At 68.9% G+C, this 22,668-nt stretch carries 22 protein-coding genes, 2 pseudogenes and 1 other annotated feature; of the genes and pseudogenes, 6 read left to right on the top strand and 18 right to left on the bottom strand.

The features are described from left to right. Positions 1 to 11: 11 nt before the first annotated feature. Genes IEY14_RS19830 through IEY14_RS19855 form a run of 6 tightly spaced genes read right to left on the bottom strand, consistent with a single transcriptional unit; the run spans position 12 to position 3,430 of the window. Positions 12 to 398 (bottom strand): rhodanese-like domain-containing protein, encoded by a 387-nt coding sequence (locus tag IEY14_RS19830; protein WP_019994459.1) that lies wholly within the window; start codon positions 396 to 398, stop codon positions 12 to 14. Positions 399 to 415: 17 nt separating this feature from the next. Continuing rightward, positions 416 to 1,321 carry an MBL fold metallo-hydrolase gene (locus IEY14_RS19835; RefSeq protein WP_026358209.1) on the bottom strand — a complete coding sequence of 302 codons (906 nt, stop codon included), beginning with the start codon at positions 1,319 to 1,321 and terminating at the stop codon, positions 416 to 418. A 43-nt stretch (positions 1,322 to 1,364) separates the two neighbouring features. After that, the gene (locus tag IEY14_RS19840) at positions 1,365 to 2,165 is read right to left on the bottom strand and encodes a sulfite exporter TauE/SafE family protein (RefSeq protein ID WP_019994457.1); all 801 of its coding nucleotides are present in this window, start codon (positions 2,163 to 2,165) and stop codon (positions 1,365 to 1,367) included. Next, the gene (locus IEY14_RS19845; RefSeq protein WP_019994456.1) at positions 2,162 to 2,620 is read right to left on the bottom strand and encodes a YeeE/YedE family protein; all 459 of its coding nucleotides are present in this window, start codon (positions 2,618 to 2,620) and stop codon (positions 2,162 to 2,164) included. Before IEY14_RS19845 ends, IEY14_RS19840 begins: the two co-directional genes overlap by 4 nt. A 3-nt stretch (positions 2,621 to 2,623) precedes the next feature. Next, positions 2,624 to 3,049 (bottom strand): YeeE/YedE family protein, encoded by a 426-nt coding sequence (locus IEY14_RS19850; protein WP_019994455.1) that lies wholly within the window; start codon positions 3,047 to 3,049, stop codon positions 2,624 to 2,626. 45 nt (positions 3,050 to 3,094) lie between these two features. Then, complete coding sequence (locus IEY14_RS19855) at positions 3,095 to 3,430, bottom strand: ArsR/SmtB family transcription factor (RefSeq protein ID WP_019994454.1); 336 nt, start codon at positions 3,428 to 3,430, stop codon at positions 3,095 to 3,097. A gap of 318 nt (positions 3,431 to 3,748) precedes the next feature. Between IEY14_RS19855 and IEY14_RS19860 the strand changes: the two genes are divergently transcribed. After that, positions 3,749 to 4,045 carry a hypothetical protein gene (locus IEY14_RS19860; RefSeq protein ID WP_188911601.1) on the top strand — a complete coding sequence of 99 codons (297 nt, stop codon included), beginning with the start codon at positions 3,749 to 3,751 and terminating at the stop codon, positions 4,043 to 4,045. Positions 4,046 to 4,192: 147 nt separating this feature from the next. Then, complete coding sequence (locus IEY14_RS19865) at positions 4,193 to 4,909, top strand: L,D-transpeptidase (RefSeq protein WP_051091487.1); 717 nt, start codon at positions 4,193 to 4,195, stop codon at positions 4,907 to 4,909. A 64-nt stretch (positions 4,910 to 4,973) separates the two neighbouring features. Here the strand turns inward: IEY14_RS19865 and IEY14_RS19870 are convergent, their stop codons facing one another. The 9 genes and pseudogenes from IEY14_RS19870 to IEY14_RS19910 all read right to left on the bottom strand — a co-directional run bounded on the left by IEY14_RS19870 (position 4,974) and on the right by IEY14_RS19910 (position 14,757). After that, positions 4,974 to 6,173: an MFS transporter gene (locus IEY14_RS19870; RefSeq protein WP_019994451.1), complete on the bottom strand. Its 1,200-nt coding sequence runs from the start codon at positions 6,171 to 6,173 to the stop codon at positions 4,974 to 4,976. A 57-nt stretch (positions 6,174 to 6,230) separates the two neighbouring features. Further along, entirely contained in the window at positions 6,231 to 6,788 is a 558-nt protein-coding gene (locus IEY14_RS19875; RefSeq protein WP_019994450.1) for an NYN domain-containing protein, read from the bottom strand. After that, positions 6,785 to 7,639, bottom strand: coding sequence for a universal stress protein (locus tag IEY14_RS19880; protein ID WP_019994449.1), 855 nt, complete (start codon positions 7,637 to 7,639; stop codon positions 6,785 to 6,787). The genes IEY14_RS19875 and IEY14_RS19880 overlap by 4 nt, the downstream gene beginning before the upstream one ends. Before the next feature lie 14 nt (positions 7,640 to 7,653). Next, a complete protein-coding gene (locus IEY14_RS19885; RefSeq protein ID WP_019994448.1) occupies positions 7,654 to 9,135 on the bottom strand; it encodes a SulP family inorganic anion transporter in 1,482 nt (493 codons plus the stop codon). A 70-nt stretch (positions 9,136 to 9,205) separates the two neighbouring features. Then, positions 9,206 to 9,258, bottom strand: a sequence feature (sul1 is cis-regulatory element that is thought to sense ions involved in sulfur or methionine metabolism; They are found in Alphaproteobacteria). Positions 9,259 to 9,408: 150 nt separating this feature from the next. Beyond that, positions 9,409 to 9,971 (bottom strand): annotated as a pseudogene (locus IEY14_RS19890) (recombinase family protein). A 172-nt stretch (positions 9,972 to 10,143) separates the two neighbouring features. Beyond that, entirely contained in the window at positions 10,144 to 10,875 is a 732-nt protein-coding gene (gene qatD / locus IEY14_RS19895) for a Qat anti-phage system TatD family nuclease QatD (RefSeq protein WP_019994350.1), read from the bottom strand. Continuing rightward, positions 10,872 to 12,143, bottom strand: coding sequence for a Qat anti-phage system QueC-like protein QatC (gene qatC / locus IEY14_RS19900; RefSeq protein ID WP_019994351.1), 1,272 nt, complete (start codon positions 12,141 to 12,143; stop codon positions 10,872 to 10,874). Before qatC ends, qatD begins: the two co-directional genes overlap by 4 nt. After that, a complete protein-coding gene (locus tag IEY14_RS19905; RefSeq protein WP_019994352.1) occupies positions 12,137 to 12,811 on the bottom strand; it encodes a Qat anti-phage system associated protein QatB in 675 nt (224 codons plus the stop codon). The genes qatC and IEY14_RS19905 overlap by 7 nt, the downstream gene beginning before the upstream one ends. A gap of 179 nt (positions 12,812 to 12,990) precedes the next feature. Then, positions 12,991 to 14,757, bottom strand: a complete 1,767-nt coding sequence (locus IEY14_RS19910; protein ID WP_188911603.1) for a KAP family P-loop NTPase fold protein — start codon at positions 14,755 to 14,757, stop codon at positions 12,991 to 12,993. Between the two features lie 432 nt (positions 14,758 to 15,189). Here IEY14_RS19910 and IEY14_RS19915 point away from each other — a divergent pair, with 432 nt between their 5' ends. Then, positions 15,190 to 16,521, top strand: a complete 1,332-nt coding sequence (locus IEY14_RS19915) for a DNA cytosine methyltransferase (RefSeq protein WP_019994354.1) — start codon at positions 15,190 to 15,192, stop codon at positions 16,519 to 16,521. Between the two features lie 113 nt (positions 16,522 to 16,634). On the opposite strand, the gene IEY14_RS19920 is transcribed toward IEY14_RS19915, so the two are convergent. Beyond that, positions 16,635 to 18,320 (bottom strand): recombinase family protein, encoded by a 1,686-nt coding sequence (locus IEY14_RS19920; RefSeq protein WP_373289015.1) that lies wholly within the window; start codon positions 18,318 to 18,320, stop codon positions 16,635 to 16,637. Between the two features lie 37 nt (positions 18,321 to 18,357). Here IEY14_RS19920 and IEY14_RS19925 point away from each other — a divergent pair. Beyond that, positions 18,358 to 19,260, top strand: a pseudogene (locus IEY14_RS19925) (YifB family Mg chelatase-like AAA ATPase); the annotation flags it as partial. Between the two features lie 145 nt (positions 19,261 to 19,405). Then, complete coding sequence (locus tag IEY14_RS19930; protein WP_244639601.1) at positions 19,406 to 19,801, top strand: RES domain-containing protein; 396 nt, start codon at positions 19,406 to 19,408, stop codon at positions 19,799 to 19,801. Positions 19,802 to 19,848: 47 nt separating this feature from the next. Here the strand turns inward: IEY14_RS19930 and IEY14_RS19935 are convergent, their stop codons facing one another. Beyond that, positions 19,849 to 20,991 carry a PQQ-dependent sugar dehydrogenase gene (locus tag IEY14_RS19935; RefSeq protein ID WP_188911605.1) on the bottom strand — a complete coding sequence of 381 codons (1,143 nt, stop codon included), beginning with the start codon at positions 20,989 to 20,991 and terminating at the stop codon, positions 19,849 to 19,851. Between the two features lie 125 nt (positions 20,992 to 21,116). On the opposite strand from IEY14_RS19935, the gene IEY14_RS19940 reads away from it, so the two are divergent. Continuing rightward, complete coding sequence (locus IEY14_RS19940) at positions 21,117 to 21,569, top strand: GNAT family N-acetyltransferase (RefSeq protein ID WP_188911606.1); 453 nt, start codon at positions 21,117 to 21,119, stop codon at positions 21,567 to 21,569. A gap of 6 nt (positions 21,570 to 21,575) precedes the next feature. Here the strand turns inward: IEY14_RS19940 and IEY14_RS19945 are convergent, their stop codons facing one another. Continuing rightward, entirely contained in the window at positions 21,576 to 22,583 is a 1,008-nt protein-coding gene (locus tag IEY14_RS19945; protein ID WP_188911607.1) for an adenosine kinase, read from the bottom strand. Positions 22,584 to 22,668 lie beyond the last annotated feature (85 nt).

Here is a 22,668-nt window from a genome sequence, read left to right on the forward strand (position 1 = left end):
GCCGGGCGCGATCAGGTCGAGGTCGTCCTGGCACCAGCCTTCTCCAGCGCCGGGAAGCCGCCCTCGACCGAAGCGACGTCGGCGTAGCCCATCTCCGCCAGCGCCTTGGCCGCCAGCGTCGAGCGACCGCCCGAGGCGCAGAACAGGAGGATCCGCTTGGCGGGGTCGAGCCGCGGGTTGTGGCTGGGGCTCGAGGGATCGGCCTGGAACTCGAGAAGGCCCCGCGGCACATGGACGGCCCCCGCGACGGTTCCCGTCTTCACCACCTCGTTGGCCTCGCGCACGTCAACGAACACGGTGTCGGGCGAACCCACCTCGGCGGCCGCCTCCTCGGCCGTGACGCTCGTCACCCCGGCACGGGCCTCGGCGACGACGTCCTTCGCACTTCGTATGGTCATGGGTCTCTCCTTCACGTTCACCAGGCCGCGCCTTCGAGCGCGTCGAGCGGGATCTTCAGGTAGCGCCGTCCGTCGTCCTCGGGTTCCGGCAGGCGACCGCCCCGGATGTTCACCTGGAGCGAATGGAGGATGAGGTTCGGCATGGCGAGCTCGCGGTCGCGGTCCTCGCGAAGCTTGACGAAGGCCTCGCGCGTGGGCGCCTTCACGAGGTGGACGTTCGTGCGGCGCTGTTCGTCGACCGTCGATTCCCAGCGCGGCTCTCGTCCGCCCGGCTGGTAGTCGTGTCCGGTGAAGACGCGCGTGTTGCCCGGCAGGGCCAGGATGCGCTGGATGCTGTCCCAGAGCGCGTCCGCGCTGCCCCCGGGGAAGTCGGCCCGCGCCGTGCCGCCGTCCGGCATGAACAGCGTGTCGTGGACGAAGACGGTGTCGCCGACCCGGTAGGCGATCGAGGCCAGCGTGTGGCCCGGCGTGAACAGGACCTCGACCTCGAGGTTGCCGATCCGGAAGCGCTCGCCGTCCGCGAAGAGACGGTTCCACTGCGAGCCGTCGGCCGGGCAGCAGCCCTTGATATGATAGATCCCCTGCCAGAGCTTTTGGACCCCGCGCACCTTCTCGCCGATCGCCGTCGGGGCGCCCGTCCGGTCGTGCAGGTAGCCGGCCGCCGAGAAGTGGTCGGCGTGCGGGTGCGTGTCGAGGATCCATTCCAGCCGCAAGCCCTCGCGCTCGATGAAGGCGAGGATCTCGTCGGCCGAGGTTGTGGCGGTCGCGCCCGACTTCGGGTCGAAGTCGAGCACGGGGTCGATGATAGCGCAGGCCCGCGTCTCGGGATCGGCGACGACGTACTGGACGCTGAACGTGCGCTTGTCGAAGAAGCCGGTGACGACGGGCGTGCCGGCGAGGCGATCGGGTGTCGGGGACGACATGTCGGTTCTCATGACGGTGAGTGTGTGGGTTCGGATGGGGGGATCAGGCGAGAAGCGCGCCGGACCCCTTGGCGACGATGAAGAGGCCGACGGCAACGACGAGGCCGGCGAAGGCGAGGCCGAGCGTCTGCTTGTGGCTGGCGAGGCGTGTTCCGAGCGCGGTCCCGGCCCAGCCGCCGACGAGACCGCCGGCGACGAAGAGGGCGGCGACGGGCCAGTCGACGAGCCCGGAGAGGGCGTAGCTCCCCGCGGTCGCCGCGCCGAAGGCCGCGACGCCAACGAGTGAGGTGCCGATGGCGTAGGCCAGCGGCATGCCCGTCGCGAGGACGAGGCCCGGCACGATCAGGAAGCCGCCGCCGATCCCGAAGAAGCCGGAGAACAGACCGACCGCGAACCCAATGCCGACCAGCATCGGCAGGAGGCGGGGGGCGCTCTCCCAGGTCAGGCGAACAGCGGGATCGCCCGCCGTGCCTCGGCGACGCATCATGGCGAGGCCGACGCCGATCATCACGAGGCCGAAGAGGGCGAGGAGCCGTTCGCCATCGACGGCCTTGGCCGCTGCTGCGCCCGCCAGCGAGCCCGCGACCCCGGCGAGGGCGAAGACGGCGGCGCAGCGCCACTTCACCCGGCCGGCCCTCGCATGCGGCACGAGGTTGCCGAGCGCGCTGGCCGCGACCGCGACCGCACTCGTTCCGATCGCCACGTGCGGCGAGGCAATGCCCACGACGTAGACGAGGAGCGGGACCGCGAGGATCGAGCCGCCCCCGCCGAAGAGGCCGAGGACGAGGCCGACGAGGCCGCCCGAGCCCGTCGCGGCGGCGAGCATGACGGGAGCGGCGGTCATGCGTCCGCCTCCTGCCCGGGCGCGGCAGAGGCCACCGCGGCGCTCGGATCCAGCGTCAGTCGAAACAGGAGCATGCCCGCGACCATCGCCGCGACGAAGACAAGCGCGGGCACCGGGCTCAGGCCGATCGCGGCGATCGCCGGACCCGGGCACAGGCCGACGAGCCCCCAGCCGAGGCCGAAGATCACGGCACCGAACAGAAGCCGGGCGTCGATGTCGCGGCGCGTCGGGATCTCGAATCTTGGGGCGACCAGCGGGCGTCCCATGCGACGGGCAAGGGCGAAAGCGGGCGCGGAGACGAGGATCGCGCCGCCCATGACGAAGGCAAGGCTCGGGTCCCAGTTCCCGAACACGTCGAGGAAGCCGAGAACCTTCTCGGGGACGACCATCTGCGAGACGACGAGCCCGACGCCGAAGACGAGGCCGGACAGAAGGGCGAGGAGGATGCGGGCCATGGGTCAGGCTCCGAGGACGTGGCGGACGACGAAGACGGTGGCGGCGGCGCTCGCCATGAAGGTCAGCGTCGCGACGATCGAGCGGCCCGACCCGCGGCCGATGCCGCAGACGCCATGACCGCTGGTGCAGCCCGACCCGAGGCGCGTGCCAAAGCCGACGAGGACGCCGGCGAGCGCGACAATGGGAAGCGTCGCCCCCACCTGCACGACCGGCAGGGCGTATCCGGCGAGGGCCATCACAGGGACGGCAGCCAGCAGCCCGACCAGGAAGGCGAGGCGCCACCCAGTCTCCGACCCGCCGATCTTCAAGGCCCCGTCGAGGATGCCGCTGATGCCGGCGATGCGCCCGTTCGCCAGAAGCAGGATGGCGACGGAGAGGCCGATCAGGAGGCCGCCACCGAGGGCGGACACGGGAGTGAAGTGATCCATGGTCGTGGCTCCTCAGGCGACAAGCGTCGGCGGGGAAGGCGCCACCTAAACCCCATTCTTGGGCGGACAGAACAGGCCCTGAAGCGTCCCGAAGAGCGCTTCGATCCTCGGATCGGCGATGTGGTACCAGAGCGTCTGGCTCTCACGCCGGTAGGCGACGATGCCCTGCTCGCGCAGGACGGTGAGGTGCTGGGAAAGCGCCGACTGCGACAGGCCGACGGCGTCGGCCAGCGTGCCGACGTTCGCCTCGCCCATGTCGAGGAGCTTGCACAAGAGCATGAGGCGCCGCTCGTTGGCGACCGCCTTCAGGATGGCGGCGACCTCGCTCGCCTTGGCTTCGAACTCCTGCATGCCGTCCACCTGCGTGCCCTCCTTGTGCATGAGAAAAATCTAATATAGTGATCTCTAATGTTCAAGGGCGTCGTGAGTGTGGGGTTGGTGGAAGTGTTGCTCACCGTTTCACAACCGCAGGGCCCGGAGATCGACACGGTGACCGCCGCTCGCGGTATCCCGGGTCTCGAGGAGGCTGCCGGACCGTCCCGTCCCTTCCGGTTCGGCAGCCCATGGCTGGGTGCCCGTCTTGGGCACCCAGCCATACGGCCTAGCCTCGATCGATACGATCGGCGGTGGCCATCCGCTCCGCCGCCCTCTATGGTCCGCGCCATGCATGCATGGGCGAGATGGCTGGCGACGATCGTGATGGCCTTGGGCTTCCTGGCCCAGGGTACGCTCGCGCTGTCGACGAGCGCCCATGCCGGAACCTGCAAGCGGTTCGTCTCGGTCTCGTCGACAACCGCCCGGGACAGCGCCGTCACCCTTGTCGGACAAGGGCAGGTGCAGGGCTGCAAGGTCGTTGCCGACCGCCTCGGTGTATCCATGCTGACGGAGCCGGACGCCGCGACGCCCGCACCACCCCCCGCGGTTGAGGAGGCCGTGCCGCACTGGATGCCGGATGGGCTCGACCGTCCGCCGAAGGGCACGGGAACGAAGGCCTAGTCACCCATTCCCCGTCTCACGCGTGAATGGCGCGCTCGCCCTGCGAGCCCGTACCCTCACGCCTTCGAAGTGTTCTCATCCATGCCCGTGATCTCAACCGGGGTCGGCGCCGATCCTGCGGCCGCCGAACGCCCCGCCGTGTCCCCGATGCCCCGACGCGCCTTCCTCTCCGGCCTGTGCGCCGTGGCCCTGTCAGGTTGCGTGGCGACGCCGAAGCCTGCCGTCGCTCCGCCTCCACCGGCTCGCCGTCCTCCCGCAGAACCGACTACGCCGGCTGCGCCCCGCGCCGTCCCGCTGATGTACCAAGCTCTTCCGAACGAGCGCTTCTCCGTTCCGGCGGTGGACGTGTCGAAGGTCGATCCGGTGTTCTGGCGACAGGAGGACGTCGACTATCCCACGAGCGAACGCGTCGGGACGCTCGTCGTCGACACCGCGGCCAAGTACCTCTACCACGTCACCGCGCCTGGCCGCGCCACGCGATACGGGATCGGCGTTGGGCGGCAGGGCTTCGCCTGGTCCGGGCGGGCCCACATGGCCTACAAGCGCGAGTGGCCGCGCTGGACGCCGCCGGACTCCATGGTCGAGCGCCAGCCGGAGCTCAGACCCTACTCGATCGCCAACGGCGGCATGGACCCTGGGCCGACGAACCCGCTCGGAGCCCGCGCCCACTACATCCACCAAGGCAACGTCGACACGCTTTACCGCCTGCACGGGACGCACCAGCCATGGTCGATCGGCAAGGCCGTGTCGTCGGGCTGCATCCGCCTCCTGAACCAGGACGTCATCCACCTCTACGACAACGTGCGGAACGGAAGCCCGATCATCGTCATGGAGCATGGCGGCGCTGGCCTGGCCAACGCGTGAGAAGGCGCGGGGCGACGGGAGGGACCCGCCGCCCCGCGAGTTCGAGTGGCGACCAGCCCCTGCTTCACTTGCCTGCGATCCGCCGCGACACGACCCACATGCCCGCGGCCGCGACCAGCGCGTACACACTCATGGCCGCGAGCTGGAGATCGTAGTCGACCCCGGCGTCGATGAGGTATCCCGTCAGCCCCGGGCCGGCCGCGCTGGCGAACACCATCGTCGCCACCACGACCGAGCGGATCGCGCCGAGGTGCTTCGTGCCGTAGAGCTCCGGCCACATGGCGCCCGACAAGGTCGACGAGAAGCCGTTGCTGACGCCCATCAGCGCCATGAAGGCGAAGATCGCCCATGGAGCGGTGACGAAGGCGGCGATGAGGCTCGCCGCGGCCAGCGGCAAGAGGAACATCGGCAGGACGCGGGCCGCCGACAGGCGGTCGATTAGCCAGCCGGAGAACAGCGTGAAGGTGACGTTCGCGACCGACATGACCGCGAAGCCCGCCGCGAACAGCGTCAGCGGCCAGCCGCGAAGCTCCGTCAGGTAGACCTGGTGGAAGAAGATCGTCGTGGCGACGAACGGCGGCGCCAGCACGCCCGCCGAGATCAGGTAGAAGTTCGGGTCGCGCAGGACCTCGGACAGGGTCCAGTCCCGGGCGACCGTGCGCACCTTCGCGACGGGGTCGTTCAGCGGGATGCGATCGCGCCGCAGGAGCAGCCAGACGGCGGGAAGCGCCACGAAGAGGAGGGCGGCCGTCCCCGTGAACCAGGACTGCCTCCAGCCGATCGCTCCCGCGACCAGGACGAACAGGAACGGGAACGAGGCCTCGCCCGCCTGCTGGCCGAGCGTGACGAGGGACACGGCGCGGCCGCGGTTGGCGGCGAACCAGCGCCCGGTCGCGGTCAGGGCGGTCTGGGTCATCATGCCCTGTCCGAACAGACGCAGGAGGTAGAGCGACAGGACGAGGAACGGGAGCGATGCCGACAGACCCATCGCCACCGTCGCGACCGCCAGCATGGCGATCGTCCCAGCCGCCACCGTCGTCGTGCGGTAGCGGTCGATGACGCGGCCGAGAAAGGGCAGCGTGAAGGCGCTGCCGAGCGTCGCCAGCATGTAGAGACCGCCGAACTCGCCGTGGGTCAGCCCGTAGGCCTCACGGATGCCGGGGTTCGACAGCGAGATGAAGAAGGTCTGCCCGAAGGAGGAGAAGAGGGTGAGCAGGAAGCCGCCCGCCAGCCACCGTGCGTTGTCGGCGATGAACCGCCCCATGCCATGCCTTCCGTGCTGTCTTCCGTGCGATGCCCCCGGCGGGTGCCGGGGCCATCTCTAGTCGTTCCGTTTCTCGCCGTCCGCCGCGGCCAGAACGTGCGCGGTGAAGTCGACCACCTCGTTGGCTTCGTCCAGAAGCTCCGGCGACGCGCGTATGACCTCGGGGACGGACAGCGCCGTCGCCACCGTCAGGTGCGTGCCGCGTTCCCGCAGCGCCTGCGCCAGCGGCACGAGCTTGCGGTCCCCGCCGACCAGTACGACGCGGCGCGCTTCGTCCGCGAACCCCATGACCGCGACCGCGAGTTCCACGAGGTTGGTGCCGTACCGCTCGCGGGGACCGTTCCCCATGTCGTCGGGCCCGGCCCCGTGCACCTCGAAGCCCTTGCGCTCCAGATGGCGCAGGAGCCCATCCAGCCGTTTGGCTTCCGTGCGGTCGCGAAGGTCGCGATGGTAGACCGCCCGCACCGGCTCGCCGCCGGGGACGAGGAACCGCAGGAGGCTCGGGAAGGGAATGCGGCACCCGAGCGACTTGCGGATGCGGTCGCAGTTGGCGCCGTCGAACGCCACGAGCACGAAGCCCGGAGCGCTCAGCCCGGCATGGCCGGCCGCGATCACCGGATCACGAGCACGGGGATCGCGCAGGACCGTATGAGCGCGGTCGTCGTGCTTCCGACGATGAGGTTGCGGATGCGCGAGTGCCCGTAGGCGCCCATCACCAGGAGGTCGATCCCGTCCGCCTTCGCACGGCTTGCGATGACGTCGTCGGGCTCGCCGTCCTCGATGGCGACCGTGACGTGGTAGCCGGCGGCCGACAGTATCCTCTCCGCCTCGTGAAGGCGGGCCGCCGGCTCTCCGCTTCGCGTCCCCGCCATCAGGATGAGGCACGGCAGCCCCGCGACGAGCGGGCTGGCGGCCAGCCGCTCGACCACCCGGGCGGACGACTGCCCGCCGTCGAAGGCCACCATGACCCGTTCGACGGGCTTGAAGGCGCGGGCCGCGATCAGGACGGGCTTGGTCGTCGACCGCACGACGCGCTCGAGGTTGGACCCGAGATGGCCCTTGGCGAAGTCGGCGGCCTCGCCCCGCTTGCCGATGACGACAAGGCGCGTCTCGGCGTCGAGGTCGGTGATCATGTCCGCCACGTCGCCATGCCGGAGCTTCTCCGTGACCTCGCCGACCCCGTCGGACCGCAACCGGGCGACGGCCTCGGTGAGGATGTGGTGGCCGCGGGTCGTGGCGAGCTTGGCCTTCTGGCGGTCGAGTTCGGCAAGCTCCCCCATCAGGGCCTCGCGGCCGCCGAACTCCAGGCTGCCACTGAGGTCGAACGGCGCGCTCGACGTGTCGCGGCGTCCGAGGGCATGGACGACCTCGACGGGAGCGCCGAGACGTCCCGCGGCCCAAGCCGCGTGGTCGCAGACGCTCGCGCCGTAGGCCGAGCCGTCGATGCAGGCGATGATCTTCGTCATGCGGGTCTCCTCGCTCAATGGCCCATCAGGCGGTCCATGGCGCCTGGCTTGTCGTGGACGGCGAGCTTGTCGACGATCGTCGCGCTCGCCTCGTTGAGGCCGAGGACCATGACCTCGGCGCCCTCGCGGCGGAACTTCAGGATGACGCGGTCGAGCGCGGCCACCCCGGAGAGGTCCCAGATGTGCGCGGGGCCGACGTCGATCACCACGCGGTCGAGCGCCTCCTTGAAGTCGAAGGCGGATGCGAAGCGCCCGGTCGAGGCGAAGAACACCTGGCCCTCGACGCGGTAGGTGCGCGTGCGTCCTTCCACCGAGAGCTCGGACGTGACGCGGAAGATCTGGGCAACCTTGGAGGCGAAGAACACGCCCGACAGCATCACGCCGATCACGACGCCGATGGCGAGGTTGTGGGTCCACACGACGGTGACTACGGTTGCCAGCATGACGAGCGAAGAGCGCTTCGGGTGGAGCGTCAGGTCCTTCAGCGAGCCCCACGAGAAGGTGCCGATCGAGACCATGATCATGATGGCGACGAGGGCGGCCATCGGGATCACGCGGACCCAGTCGCCGAGCACCACGATCATGAACAGGAGCGCGACGCCGGCGAAGGCGCAGGACAGCCGTCCACGTCCGCCCGACTTGATGTTGATGACCGACTGGCCGATCATCGCGCACCCCGCCATGCCGCCGAAGAAGCCCGTCACCGTGTTGGCGATGCCCTGTCCGACGCATTCGCGGTTCTTGTCGGACGGGGTGTCGGTGAGGTCGTCGACGATCTGCGCCGTCATCAGCGACTCCAGAAGCCCGACCACAGCGACCGCCGCCGAGTAGGGCAGGATGACGAGGAGCGTGTCGAGGTTCAGCGGGATGTCGGGCAGGAGGAAGACGGGAAGCGTCGAGGGCAGCTCGCCCATGTCCCCGACGACCCTGAGGTCCATGCCGAACCCGAGCGAGATCGCGGTGAGGACGACGATGGCGACGAGCGGCGAGGGAATCGCGGTCGTGATGCGCGGGAAGAGGTAGATGATGGCAAGGCCCAGCGCGACCATGGCGTAGGTCAGGGACGGCACGCCCACCAGCTCGGGGATCTGGGCCATGAAGATGAGGATCGCCAGCGCGTTCACAAAGCCTGTCATGACGGAGCGCGAGACGAACTGCATGGCGTCGCCAAGCCGCAGGAGGCCGGCCGCGACCTGGAGGAGGCCGGCGAGGACGGTGGCTGCGAGAAGGTACTGGAGCCCGTGGTCGCGCACGAGCGTGATCATGAGGACGGCGGTGGCCGCGGTGGCGGCCGAGATCATGCCCGGGCGGCCGCCGAAGACGGCGGTGAGGACGGCGATCGTGAAGGAGGCGTAGAGGCCGACCTTCGGGTCAACGCCGGCGATGATGGAGAAGGCGATGGCTTCGGGAATAAGTGCGAGCGCGACGACCAGCCCCGCGAGGAGGTCGGCGCGCACATTCCCGAACCACTCGCTGCGGAGTGTTTCGAAATGCATAAATGAGTTTCAGTCTTGGAGGTGAACCCGACGGTCGGCCCTTGGGCACGCAACGGTCAGGATGGGTTCAAATTGGCCGGGGGATCGGCGCCCAGCGTAGCCACCCGATCAAACGGGTCCAAACTCGCCGTCCTTATCCACGAGTTCAGCAGCGAAGACAACCCCTCGCGGCGGCACTTGCGCCGCAGCCGCGCAGCTAGCTCCGGCGGAACGTCCGCTTCCGGAGCGTTGAGGCGATTGCTTGAAGGTCTTGGAAGGGTCGAAAGCAGCGGTTCAGCGCGACCGCGCGTCGGCGACGATTCGGCTGACGGTGGGCTGCGACACCCCGTAGAGCCGCGCCATGTCCGCCGCCGTTCGCCGGCCCGACACGACGCTCTCAACGATCTCGCGACGTTGAGCCGCTGTGAGCTTCGGGCGCCGCCCGCCGACGCGTCCCTCGGCTCGAGCCTGACGGAGACCGGCAGAGGTTCGCTCGCGGATCATGGCGCGCTCGAATTCGGCGAAGGCGCCGATCATGTGCATGAGCATCCGCCCCGGAGCGGTTGAAGTGTCGATGGCCTCGGTGAGGGAACGGAAACTCGCGCCGGCCGCCTCGACCCGTTCCATGACAGTCAAGGCATCCTTAAGGGACCGCGACAGGCGGTCGAGTTTCCAGACTACGAGCGTGTCGCCCGGCCGCAGGTGATCGAGGAGGCGTTGAAGCTCCGGGCGGTCCCAGCGGCCGCCGGACGCGACCTCCTCGAACACCCTTTCGCACCCAGCCTCGCGCAGCGCGCCCGCTTGGCCATGGTGGACTGATCGTCGGAGGTGGATACGCGGGCGTAGCCGAGGAACATGGTACGGGATGCCTTTCGCAAACGGCCGTTTCCCCATGCGATCGGCAGGGTGCGGTCGCGTCGGGCGTTCGGCCTTTCACAATCCTCTTTCGCTGGCGGCGCATCTTGCAAGAGGTTTGCGAAGCCCCTCTTCGATGCGAAGGCAGGCCGTCCTACTCATCATTCGGATGAGCTACTTCTCGGCCACAATCTTCCGGAAGTTCGACACAAGGCGCGACTGGACCTCTTCCCGACTTGCGTTCCAAAGCTGGGCAAGCCCCTCCACGGTTGCCCAGGCATCCCATGGCTTAGTAGGTTGTCCCTGGTACTGCCCGAATGGCCCGTCGGATTCCGTGAGGACCCGATCCCAAGGCATCGCACGCACGGCTGTCCGTCCACGCTCCCCGAGCAGCACGCTTGGGCCGACGGAGAACCAGCAGCCCATTTCAGCGGCACGCTCCACTTGGCGTTTCGTGCCCACGAACCAATGCAGGATCGGGCGGCCGGCGCTTGGCTCGGCCTCCAGGGCGTCAAGCACGCGGTCGATGGCGCCCCTACTGTGCATGGACATCACCCGCCCACCTGCGAGCGAGCACATTCGGAGGATGTCCCGCAACACCCCGAGCTGGGCATCCATCGTGTCGCGGTGCTCCCGCGATCCGTCGAGCCCAATCTCCCCAACGTAGTCCGTTCGGGGCAGCAGGCGCTCGAACAACGGCAACTCCCGGGCTCGCGCGGCGGCGAGTTCCGGATGCAGTCCGAGCGCCGTCTTGATCCTGCTTCCGTCGGGCGCCAGCGCTGCGGTGCCCTCGAACGCGCTGGGAACAGTCGTCACCGACAGGACGTAGAGGCGCCGTGTGATGCACTCCGCGACCATTCCCGACGGATCGGGATACAGGTCGAGATGGCAGTGCAAGTCGATCAAGGCCAGGCGATCGCGTCGAGGAACGCCTTCACCTCCGCGGTGCCCCTGCGCACCACGTCGACATGGCCACGCCGCAAGTCCGGATCCGTCGGGAGCGGGCCTGCCTCGCTTGCCCAACGTGCCACGTCGCGGCGCTCAAGCGTCGCCGCCGCGAACCTCGCCGCCGCCACGTCCTCGTTCGACGCGTGTTCGGAAAGGTCGTTCGCCCAGTAATCCGTACCGTCCCGCATGCCCGCTGCCTCGAAGGAAGCCCGGCGTATAAGGCATGGCACGCAGCGACCGCAATGTTGGTTGAGGCGTTTTCCCTTCCCACACGAATAGGAGCGGTGCGCGAGCTCGTGGATAAGTTCGTCTCGGCATTCGGCAAGCATCTGCCCCTTAGTCTTGAGGGCGTAGGGCGTGCGAATGCGCGCAGGCAGGCCTACTCCGTCGAGGACACGTTGGAGGGACGAGATGAAGTGCGGGTGCGTCGTCCGCGTGCTGAGGCTCGCCATGCGCCGATGCGTCAGCGGCGCGTTGATCGAGATCAGTCCGTTCTCGGGAACGAAGAGGTCGACCGGCGCCCCATCCCGGGCGAGCGACGCCGCCGCCACGGCCCCGTAGCCGAGGAACAGCATGGATCGTGCCCGTGACGACGGTTCGTACGGCTGCCGCCAGCGCTCCGAGGCACGCGCCGAGAAACGTTCAGCGTCCATGCCGATCAGCCCTGCCAAGGTGCGCTGGACCGACCCCTCCTTCGGCGACGCCTGGCTGACGAGGAGGGGCCTCCGGCCTTCCGCGCGTAGGTCGAGCGCGCCAATCAGGCTGTCGAGGCCGCCGGAGAACAGGCATGCGCAATCCCGGTCTGTCGGCCGGTCTGCGACGGCCGGAGGGCGTGCGCCCCCGCCGCGGAACCTGACGCTCCATATATCGCTCGAAAGGAAGCGAAGAGTGTCCTCGATCGCCCCGGCCTGGGCCGCCCACGGCTCGGGATCGGCAAGCTCGACCTCCAGCGCGATCATGCGCGTCCAGGAGTCGGCTGCTTCCTTGCGGATGACGAAACGGTCGGCGGCATGGACCGCCAGGGCGATGGAGAGGAAGTCCCACGCCAGGACCGACGGGGTTCTCGGGAGTGCGGCCGCCGCTTGGTTAAGCGTGCCGCCGAGGCCGGCGAGTTCAGGGCGACCGATGTGATGCAAGGCAACGCCGACGTCGCCGTGGGCGACCGCGGCCGTCGCGCGCATGGCATTCGGCGTGGCGAGCACGCGGGTAGGGATGCGGGTCACCATGTCGAGATCTCCTCGAGCGCGACCTGCACGGTCCGCGCGACCAACGCGGACATCCGCTGTCCGCTAAGGACAGCTCCCGCGGCGACCAGGATCGGAGCGCCGACCAAGTCGACAACCTCTTTCACGAGAGAGCGGATGTCTGCCTCCCGTTGTGCCGCCGCCACGGGGCCGATCGCGGCCAGGGCCTTGCCGGCGTCGCCTGCGACCTGCGTGAACACGAGCTCTGCCACGAAGGCCAGGGTGGCGGTCTGCACCGCCTCGGCGTCGAGCGCGGCGGGATCGAAGGCCCCCGCGTTGCCTAGCGCTTCCGCGACGGCTACCTCCATCGAAAGGCGGGCTGTTACCTCGTCGATGATGCCGGCCGGCATGAACGCGTCGACGATCGCCGCGACTGCCACGTCCAAAGGCTGTCCCGCGAGTTCGCGGATGTCGATCTGGCCGGCCTCGGGCGGTTCTCCCGCGCCGGCGCGCGCGAGGCCCGCCAGCGCGGATCCACCGGTGCGCGCTGCCCGTGCGACGCGCCGGGCTCCGGCTGGACCGCCCCCAACGGACTTGTTTGCCCATCGGCCCAGGGCCGCCCTGGCATCCGCACGATCGTTCGACGCCCCGAACCTACTCAGCGCCATCCGGAAGGGGCGGAACCGAGCAGGCTCGGCAACCTCCTCCACCTCTTCTCCGTCGACGACGTCGTCGGCCAGCGGGCCGGGGTCGTCGTCCTCCGGCTCGGGGACGGGATCTTCCGGAAGAGGATCCGGTAGCGGCGGAGGTGGTGCTGGGTCTTGGTCGGCCCATGGCGGAACGAGGGGAGCCGCCGGAGGAGCGTCAGGCTTAGAGCGCGAGGTTCCCATCACTTGGTCTCCAGCATGCCGGTCTTGCGAAGGAGGAACTGAATCCCCTTGGTCATCTCGCCGGTGTTGAGGCTGCCAATGAAGGCCTTGAGTTCCGTCTTGGTCTCCGGAAGTGCCTCCGCGATCATCAAGGCGCCGTAGAGGCCCGGGACCGCCGAGGTCCAGTCGGCTTCCCGCATGGTCGCCACCAGCCCGGACATGACGGCGCGCTTGTCGTCAGGCGTCAGGCCGGCGACGATCCTCTTTCCGACCGGGGACGCGATGCCGTCGATCTTGAGCAAGGCATCGATGGCGGTTCGGGCCGCTTCGCTGATGTCCGAGCGTGCCCGCGCCGGTGCCATGACGTCGCGGCTGAGGAAGACGGCCGGCCTCAGTCTCTCGGCGTTCTCGAACGGCGGGTCGAGCTTTCGCCACTCCTCGACGAAATCGGCATGCGGCTCCCACTCTTTGGGCAACGGGGACGGCTTGGCCTTATCCTTGCCGCCCGGCAGGAGGACCTTCTCGACGTCCTTTCCATCCATGATGAGCTGGAACAGCGCGAGCGTTGCCGGACCGTCGGTGCAGCGCTCGAAGATGGCGAGCTTCGCCAAGGTCGCGAAGTCGACGTTCATCTGCCGTTTCGCGGCCAGGGTACGCCGGAGCGACACGGCGTTGAGAAGCCGCTTCACGATGCGGGGGTTGCCCTGGATCTTCGGCGCCGACGCCATCATCGGCGCCAGCCTGTCGGCGATGGCGAGGTTGTCCAAGAGGTCGGGAGGGTTTCCCGCGAGTCCTGCGATCTCGGCCTTCTCGAATGTCTCGTTGCGCCATCCTTCTTGCAGTGCGGAAAGGAGCCGCTCTTGCACGGCGGGCAGGCGGTCGGGCGCGGCTAGGCCGACGAAGAGCGAGTACATGTAGGCTCGCAGGTCCTCCGCCCCGACCCTCGGTACGCGCATCGGCACCTGGATGACCTTATCGAGATAGTCGCGCACGTGGGACGCGTTGGGATCGTCGAAGTGCTTCGCGACCGAATGGCGGATCATATCCTCGTCGGCGGCGATGACGAACGCCGTCTGAGGCATGAACAGGAACAGCCGGATCGCCTCAAGCGTGCCGATCGCGACGTCGGGAAGGCATCGGTCAAGGTTGTCGACGAAGACGACCAACGTCGTCTCTAGCCCCTCTAGCAAGGAGCCGAACTCCTCGCGGAAGGCCACGATCTCCTTTGGCGGCGTCCGCTTCTCGGCGGGCTTGATCAGTTCGCCGAGCCCCTTCCGAGCCTCGGCCGCGTCCTCCTTAGCCGTACCGTATTGCTCCTCGGTCAGACCGCCCGCAAGAGCCGAGGACACTGCGACGCCCGCCCTCGTCAGGAGGCCCGGGGGGATGCCGAGGGCCATCCCGACGCCGAAGTCGGCGATCATCCCCAAACCACGGAAGTAATTGACCCGTCCCGCGAACTCCTTCGCCTTCTCGACAAGGGTCTTCTTCTCCTCCGCCAACGCGAGAAGCTCGGTGGCGACCACCTCCATCAGGGCGGCACGCGCGTCGTCGAATCCTTGGTACATCCAGGCGTCGAACCTGACGACGACGGCAGCCGCGTCCCCGTCTCTCGGGGCGGGCAGGCGTGCCTCGACGAGCTTCAGCACGGTCGACTTTCCCGTGCCCCACGTTCCGAACACGCCGATCGAGATGGGCAACAGGGATGGAGTGGTCGCGAGGGTGGCGATCTGGTCCGCCACCTCGGTAAAGTTCAGGAAGTCCTGCTCGCTCTCGCTGTCGCGCCACATGATTCGGATTGCCGCTCGGGAATCTAGGTTCGATGATTATACACAACCCACACTCGTAAGCAGCGTGTCGTTTGATCCGTTCGATGCCGTTGCGACAATCAGTTCTTTGTGTTGCAGGGAATCGTTGGGTCGTCCGTTGCGACTCAGGGGTGTGGCACCACAAGGAAGTTGCTCCATCCCTCTGACTAGCTGACCCTCAGTTGCGGAAGGCTACGGCCGTCCCCGTTTTCCAGCCCGAACGGGCCGAAGCCGAAGGCGGAGCAGGCGGAGGGGCGCAGCGCCCCTCAACTGGCGCCGAAGGTGCCCCGGAGCCTGTGCGTCAACGGGGGCGACCGGGTCGTCGGTCACCGACCGTTCACCTGATTCCTTGACCCGAAACGAACGGACCACGCGGTAGGCAACTGTCACGAGCAACAACGTGACGGCGAACCAATGCGGGCAATCGATCTCTTCTGCGGTGCCGGGGGCATGTCCCTCGGTCTGACACGGGCTGGCTTCCAGATCGTCCAGGGGTACGACGCGAACGAGAAGGCCCTGAGGGTCCACGGCGCGAACCTCCGCCGGCCGCTCGATCGGCTTTTCAAGCGCGACCGCCACCGGAAGGCGGACCTTGCGGACCTCCTGACGATGGCGCCCACCATCGCCGCCCTGGAGCCCGACATCATCGTCGGCGGCCCGCCGTGCCAGGACTTCTCCTCGGCCGGCAAGCGTCAGGAGGGACGCAACGCGTCCCTGACGCTCGGCTTCGCCGTGGCGATCATCACCGCAAGGCCCGCGTGGTTCGTCATGGAGAACGTTCCCCGCGCCCGGAAAACGAAGACGTACGCGAAGGCGCGCGCCCTGTTCGTCAAGGCCGGCTACGGACTGACGGAAGTCGTACTCGACGGCAGCCGCTACGGCACGCCGCAGATGCGCAAAAGATTCTTCGCCGTGGGAAGGCTCGGGGAGGCCGACGGCTTCCTCACGTCGGCCATCGCCGAGGCCGCCTCTCCCCGTCGCATGTCGATCCGCGATGCCCTCGGCGACGACGTGGGCGTTCACCCGGGCGGGGACCATCCGCCAGAGGCCCGCGCATTCTTCATGCGGCCCTACACAGGGCATTCGGGCGTCCGGTCGATCGACCTCCCGTGCCCAACGCTCCTGCGCAGTGCGCATGAGGGACCGCAGAACTGGTACACGGACCACGAGCGCGACATGGCGCCGTCGGCACTCGTCGACCCGCTGCCGATGGATGTCCTTTCCCGCATCCAGGGCTTCCCCGCGGACTGGGACTGGCTCGACATCCCGGCGACCAGGCAGAGGATGTTGATGATCGCCAACGCGGTCCCCCCTCCGTTGGCGGAGGCAGTCGGGCGGGTAATCCTCGCACGCGAACGGGGCGAGTCGATCCCGACGACGGAGAAGGCATTCGACGCCTGGCTCCAGAAGGGTCGCAGGGGTCTTACCGGGCAGTCCCTTCGGAACCGGCGGCTGCACCTGAAGCAGGCACGGAAGCTGTTGGGCGGTCGAATCCTTGCGGACCTCGACGCCGAGCTGGCGCTCCTGGAGCGCGCCGAAGGTTTCTCGACGCTGTCGACGAACGCGAAGTCGGACCTGCGGCGCGCATTGCGCTCGCATGCCAAGTGGCGCGCGGAGGTTGCCGCGAAGCGCAAGGCTCGGGCCGAGGCAAGGCTTGAGAAGCTGCGCACGCCTGTCCCGCGCCGCCCGCTCGGCGCGCCTGTCCGCGTTCCGGCGTCGGCGGCATTCCTCGAAGCGGCCGAGTAGGGCCCGGGTCGCCGAACCCCCACCCGGTCCTTCGGACCAGCTCCACCCCTCCCCGCGGGGAGGGGTTCACGCCCCTCGCAGGGGCGTTGCCGGGTGCGGGCGGGTCGCGCCGGCTACGCCGACGCTCTCCGCCCGCGCATCTTCGCAAGGGTACGGAGGTTGCGGGTCTCCTCGTCGGGGTCGGGTGTGTCATCCATGCCGACGAACCCGGACGGGTCCGTGTCGTCGTTGAGCCACATCTGCCAAGCCAGCATGTGGCGGGCGCCGACGATCGCGGGCACGTCCTCGGCGGGGACGCCCGGCCGCGGGGTGAGGTACGCGAGCACCCCCAAGTCGGGATCGAATCGAACCTCGGCCACAAGTTGGCGAAGCTGTTCGGCGAGACGCGTCCTGATCGCGTGCCGGTCGTCGCCCTCCGCTTCCTCCATCGCCCGTGACAGGTCCACGGCCTCACCGAGACGGGCGCGTAGGCCGGGGTCGGCGGCGGCCGTCGCGGCGGCCTTCTCGGCCTCGCGGAGCTCGCGCTGGATGGTCTTGGCCTCCTCGCCGAGCGCCCGGTAGCGGTCGGCCGCCCCGTCGTCCCCGTCCTCGACCAGTCCGAGGAGGCGCTTGCGGCGGCCCTCGACCTCGGCGAGGCGAGCGCCGAGGATGGTCACGCGATCGGCCTCGGCGGTGGGCTGCGCGCCGCGGAGGACCGCCCCTGCGTCGAGGTAGGCCAGCCCCCGGAGGAGGCGGCGTTCGATGCGGTCGGCACGCCACCTCGTGCCGTTCTCGCACCCCGCGCCGCGCCGTTGCGTGGCGCACTCGAAGTACGTCCCGCCCTTCGGTGGCGGTCCCTTGTCGATCACGTACATGGACCCGCCGCAGCGGGCGCACTTGCCAAGCCCGAGGAGAAGGTGAGCGACGCCGCGTCCCCGTCGACCGGCTGCGATGCGGCGGCCCTTCGATGCCTGCCGGGCCCGCCAGTAGGTCTCCTCGTCCACGACGGCGGGGTAGTAGCCCCTGATTGGGTTGCCCTCGGGCTGGCGGTTGCCGCCGCGGTGGGTGCCCGAATGCGGCTGGTACTCGCCGAGCGCGAGGCGTCCGCTGAGAATCTTGGCGACGGTGGACGTCTGCCAGCCGATGCCGCCTCGCCATGTCGGGGTTCCGGCCGCGTTGAGCCGAGATACGATCTGCCGTTGCCCGTAGCCCTCGATCGCCATGTGGTAGATGCTGCGCACGATCTCGGCGCGGTCCTCGCGGAGGACGAACTTGCCGTCCTCGATCGCGATCCACTCGGGACAGCGCAGCGTGAGGGGCCGGCCCTCATCGCGTGCCGCGGCCTTCTTCCTTGCCCAGGCGGCCCCAACTCGCTCTCCCTTCGTCCGGGACTCCTCGTGGGCGCGAGCCATCACTGCGATCGACACGATCAGCGGCGTCCAGTCCGTGCGCAGGCGCTCCTCGGAGTAGACCTGACCGTCGGAGAGAGTCACAACAATGACTCCCGCGCGGATCAGGTCGAACAGCCGCGCCGCGGCATCCAGAACAGCCTCTCGGGACAGACGGTCCAAGGACTCGACCACTAAGTACGAGCCGTGCGGGACCTCCCCCGCCTCAACCAAAGCAAGGAATCGCTTGAGGGCGCCGATGTCCCGGTGAGCGCCCTTGTACGCAGATATGCCCAGGTCCCGGAGGCTGTCGTCCAACTCCAGCCCGCGAGCCTGGCACCAGTCCCTCGCCCTAGATAGCTGACGACGGAGTGAGTCGCCGCGTGCCTGCTCCGGCGACGAGAAGCGTATGTAGCTGAAAGCCTTGGGCATCGGTAACCGTCCGTCGGGTTCGATGCTGTTAATGTAGCATACCTTGCTGATGGTCGGGCCGCCGGGCTCCGGCAAGTCGATGCTGGCGCAGCGCCTGCCGTCGATCCTGCCGCCGCTCGGCAGCCGCGAATTGCTGGAGGTCTCGATGGTCGCCTCCATCGCCGGCGAGCTGGCGGGCGGGCGGCTCACCGATCGCCGGCCCTTTCGCGCGCCGCATCATTCCGCCTCGATGGCGGCGATGGTCGGCGGCGGCCTGCGGGCGAAGCCCGGCGAGGTCTCGCTCGCCCATCGCGGCGTGCTGTTCCTCGATGAGTTTCCCGAATTCCCGCCGGCCGTCCTCGATTCGCTGCGCCAGCCGATCGAGAACGGCACGAGCACCATCGCCCGGGCGAATCATCACGTCACCTATCCGGCGGAATTCCAGCTCGTCGCGGCGATGAATCCCTGCCGGTGCGGCATGGCGGGCGAGCCCGGCCATGTCTGCGCGCGCGGGCCGCGCTGCGTCTCCGACTATCAGGCGCGAATCTCCGGTCCGCTGATGGACCGCATCGATCTTCGGATCGAGGTGCCGGCCGTCACCGCCGCCGATCTCCTGAAGACCGGGGCAGGGGAGGGGTCGGACGTGGTGGCGGCGCGCGTCGCCAAGGCGCGGGCGCTGCAATCGGCGCGCTATGCCAAGGCCGGGCTTTCCGGCGACAGCGTCAATGCCCGCTGCCCGGCAGCGCTGATCGAGACGGTGGCCCGAGCGGACGAGGCGGGCCGGCGCCTCCTGGAAGAGGCGGCGGAGAAGCTGCAATTCTCGGCGCGCGGCTATCACCGCATCCTGAAGGTCGCCCGCACGCTGGCCGATCTCGACGGCGACGCCCTGGTGCGCCGCGCCCATCTCGCCGAAGCGATCTCCTATCGCCTCGCCGGCGAGCGGCTGTCGGCGGCGGCGTGATGGCGTCCATGCCTCATTCGCCGCATCTTGTGGACATCGAAGGACTGTTCTTCCGCGCGGTGCCGGTCGAGCGGGCCGCTGCGGTCTTGCAACGTCCCGATGCGGCAAGCGCCGGCCGCTACCATCGGCCCGGCCAGCCCGCCCCATGTCGCCTTTCGCCGAATGGGCGACGATCGCGATCTTGGGATATCTGCGCGAGGATGGCCGTCCTCGCGTCCTGCTGCCCTTGGCGGTGAGCAAGGCGAGGATCGTCGATCAACGCGACGAAGGGGCTTGCCGCGCCCTCGGCTTCGACCGTGAACTGTCCGATCAGTCCTGGCGTCCGGCGCTCGCGGCCGGCAGGGAGCCGCCATCCTGGTCGAACTCCGATCGAGCGCGGGCCATCGGATCGGACGGCATCATCGATCGGTCGCGACATATTCCCGGCGGTTGGCATCTGACCCTGTTCCGCTGGAACGAACCAGGCGGACCTTCGGTCGAGATCTACGGCGCGCCCAGGCCGATCGAACTGACCGAGCATGGCGACAAGTGGGGCTTGTGAGATGGTGCGTCGAACAATTCAGAGCGCCGGGCGCAGCGTCGGCCGCTTCACGTCGCCGGCGCCACCCGCATGATCGCGCCGTCATCGGTCGCGACGTAGATCGCGCCGTCGGGGCCCTGTTTGACGTCGCGGATGCGCTTGCCGAAATCCTGGAGGAGCCGCTCCTCCGCCACCGGTTTCGGGCCGTCGAATTTCACCCGGACGAGTTCGCGCGTGGCGAGGCCGCCGAAGAAGGCGCTGCCCTTCCAGGCGGGGACCGCCTCGCCGGTATAGAAGGCCATGCCGGAGGCGCCGATCACCGGTGTCCAATGCAGGATCGGCGGGGTCAGGCCCTCGCCCGACTCCTTGCCCGTGCCGACCGGCGTCCCGTCATAGTTCACGCCATAGGAGACGAGCGGCCAGCCGTAGTTCTGGCCGGGCTCCACGATATTCACCTCGTCGCCGCCCTTCGGCCCGTGTTCGGAGAACCAGACCGCGCCGGTCTCGGGGTTCAGCGCGCCGCCCTGGATGTTGCGGTGGCCGTAGCTCCAGATCTCCGGCTTGGCGCCCTCGCGCGTCGCGAAGGGATTGCCCTCCGGCACCGAGCCGTCGCGATCGATGCGGATCACCTTGCCGAGATGGTTGTCGAGCGTCTGGGCCTTCTCGCGGATGCGATTGTCGGAGCGCTCGCCGAAGCCGGCGAAGAGATGCCCCTCGCGATCGAAGACGATGCGCGAGCCGAAATGGTTGGGGCCGTCGTATTTCGGCATCTGCGTGAAGATCTTCTGGACGTTCTCCAGGGCACGGCCGTTCGGCGAAAGCCTCGCCTTGCCGATCGCCGTCGAGTTGCCGCCCTCGCCCCGTTCCGCATAGGTGAAGTAGATCAGACGGTTCGTCGCGAAATCGGGGTCGAGCGCCACGTCGAGGAGGCCGCCCTGGCCGCCGGCATCGACCTTCGGCACGCCGGCGATCGGCCCGCCGACCTTGCCGTCCTGGCCGACGATCCGCATCGTGCCGGCCTTTTCCGTCACCAGCATCGCCCCGTCCGGCAGGAATTCGAAGCCCCAGGGCCGCGACAGGTCGTCCGTCACCGTGGTGACGCGCAAGGGGCCGGCTTCGCTGTCGATCGTCCGGTCGGCGGCGAGCGCCGCCGTGGGCAGGAGGAGGGCGCCGCCGAGCGCGAGGCGAAGCGTCGATTGCCGAACTGCCATGAACCGGTCCTTCCCTTTCGTCAGGCCACAAGATCGGCGCGGCAACCGGTGCGAAAAGGGGGCTGGCGTCATCGTGATCGCCGCGTCATCCTGCCGGACCAGGACGGAAGGGGCATGGAATCGGCATGGCGGAGATCGAGATCAGGCCGCTGGCGGCGGGCGAGGAGGCGGCCTGGATGCCGCTCTGGCGCGGCTATCAGACCTTCTACCAGACGGAGATTCCGGCCGAGGTCTCGGCACTGACCTGGACGCGTCTGCTCGACCCGTCGGAGCCGATGGGCGGCGCGCTCGCTTGGCGCGGCACCGAGGCGATCGGCCTCGTCCACCATATCCGCCACCGCTCCTGCTGGACCGCCGGCGACTACTGCTATCTCCAGGATCTCTTCGTCGCGGCAGAGGCGCGAGGCACCGGCATCGGCCGGCGGCTCATCGAGCATGTCTACGAGCGCGCCGCCGCCGAGGGCTGCTCGCGCGTCTATTGGCTGACGCACGAGACGAATACCGATGCGATGCAGCTCTACGACCGGATCGCGCAGCGCTCCGGCTTCCTGCAATATCGCAGGATGCTGCCGGCCTGACCGGCCTCAGGCGATCCGGTCGAGGATCGCCTTCGCCGCGGGCAGGCGAAGCAGCTGCTGCTGCGGGCGCGGCCCGATCTGCTCGATGATATGGGCGGCGGCGATCGTGCCGAGCCGCGCCGAATCGGCATGCGGCAGGCCGGCCGTATAGCCGCGCAGGAAGCCGCCGGCGAAGAGGTCGCCGGCGCCCGTCGTGTCGAGCAGCTGGCGGACGGGCGTCGCCTCCACCGCGAAGCTTCGATCCTTCTCCACCACGACGCAGCCCTTCTCGCTGCGGGTGACGAGGGCGAGGCGCTTCGTGTCCTCGCCGAGACGGCGCAGGGCGAGATCGAGATCGTCGGTCTCGTAGAGCGCCAGCGCCTCGGCCTCGTTGGCGAAGACGATGTCCACCGCGCCGGAGCGCATCAGCTCCAGGAACTCGTCGCGATAGCGATGGACGCAGAAGGAATCGGACAGGGTGAAGGCCATGGTCCGGCCATGGCGGTGGGCGAGCTCCGCCGCCAGCCGGATCGCCGCCTTGGCGCTCGGCTGGTCCCAGAGATAGCCCTCGAAATAGGTGACGGCGGCGGAGGCGACGAGCGCCTCGTCGATATCCTCCGGCGTCAGCTCCATGCAGGCGCCGAGATAGGTGGACATCGAGCGCTCGCCGTCCGGCGTCACGAGGATCATGGATCGGGCGGTCGGCGGCGGGCGGTCGAGCGGCCGCGTGGCGAAATGCACCTTCTGCGCCCGGATGTCGGACGTGTAGACCGTGCCGAGCGCGTCGTCGGAGACCTTGCCGATATAGGCGCCCCGGCCGCCGAGGCTGACGACGCCCGCCGCCGTGTTGGCGGCCGAGCCGCCGGAGGTCTCCACCGCCGGGCCCATGGCCTCGTAGAGCGCGGTGGCACGCTCCGCGTCGATCAGGGTCATCGAGCCCTTGCGCACCTCGTGCCGGACGAGGAACTCCTCGTCCACCTGCGCGATGATGTCGACGATCGCGTTGCCGATCGTCAGGACGTCGATATCTGCCATGCGTTTCGATCCCGTCAGCCGATGGGGCCGCATAGACCGGACGGAGGCGTCTGGCGAGTCCTTCCCGCGGAAATGCGCGGGGCGG

This window comes from Aureimonas endophytica (assembly GCF_014642635.1).
In the GTDB taxonomy this organism is placed as follows: Bacteria; Pseudomonadota; Alphaproteobacteria; order Rhizobiales; family Rhizobiaceae; genus Plantimonas; species Plantimonas endophytica.